The 367-nt window shown below is 73.8% G+C and carries 1 protein-coding gene; it reads left to right on the forward strand.

Going from position 1 to position 367, the window contains the following annotated elements:
- On the forward strand, nt 1-367 hold a 367-nt coding region (locus GTY56_RS23835), incomplete at both ends, for a phosphopantetheine-binding protein (protein ID WP_161367374.1).

The following is a 367-nucleotide window of genomic DNA, read 5'->3' on the forward strand; positions in this document are numbered from 1 at the left end:
CACATGGTGCCGTCGGCCGTGGTGGTGCTGGACGCGCTGCCGCTGACGGTCAACGGGAAACTGGACCGCAGGGCGCTGCCCGCTCCGGAGTACACCGCGGGCAGCGGCCGGGGCCCGGCCAACGCGCACGAGGAGATCCTGTGCGCCGCGTTCGCCGAGGTCCTCGGCGTGGAGGGGGTGGGGGTCGACGACGACTTCTTCGCGCTGGGCGGCCACTCCCTGCTGGCGATCCAGTTGGTGGAGGTGCTGCGGCGCCGTGGTGTGACCGTGTCGGTGCGCGCGCTGTTCCAGGCCCCCACCCCGGCCGGGATCGCGGCGTCGGCCGGCACGGAGCGAGTGGTGGTGCCGGAGAACCTGATTCCGGCGG

This window comes from Streptomyces sp. SID5643 (assembly GCF_009872555.1).
In the GTDB taxonomy this organism is placed as follows: Bacteria; Actinomycetota; Actinomycetes; order Streptomycetales; family Streptomycetaceae; genus Streptomyces; species Streptomyces iakyrus.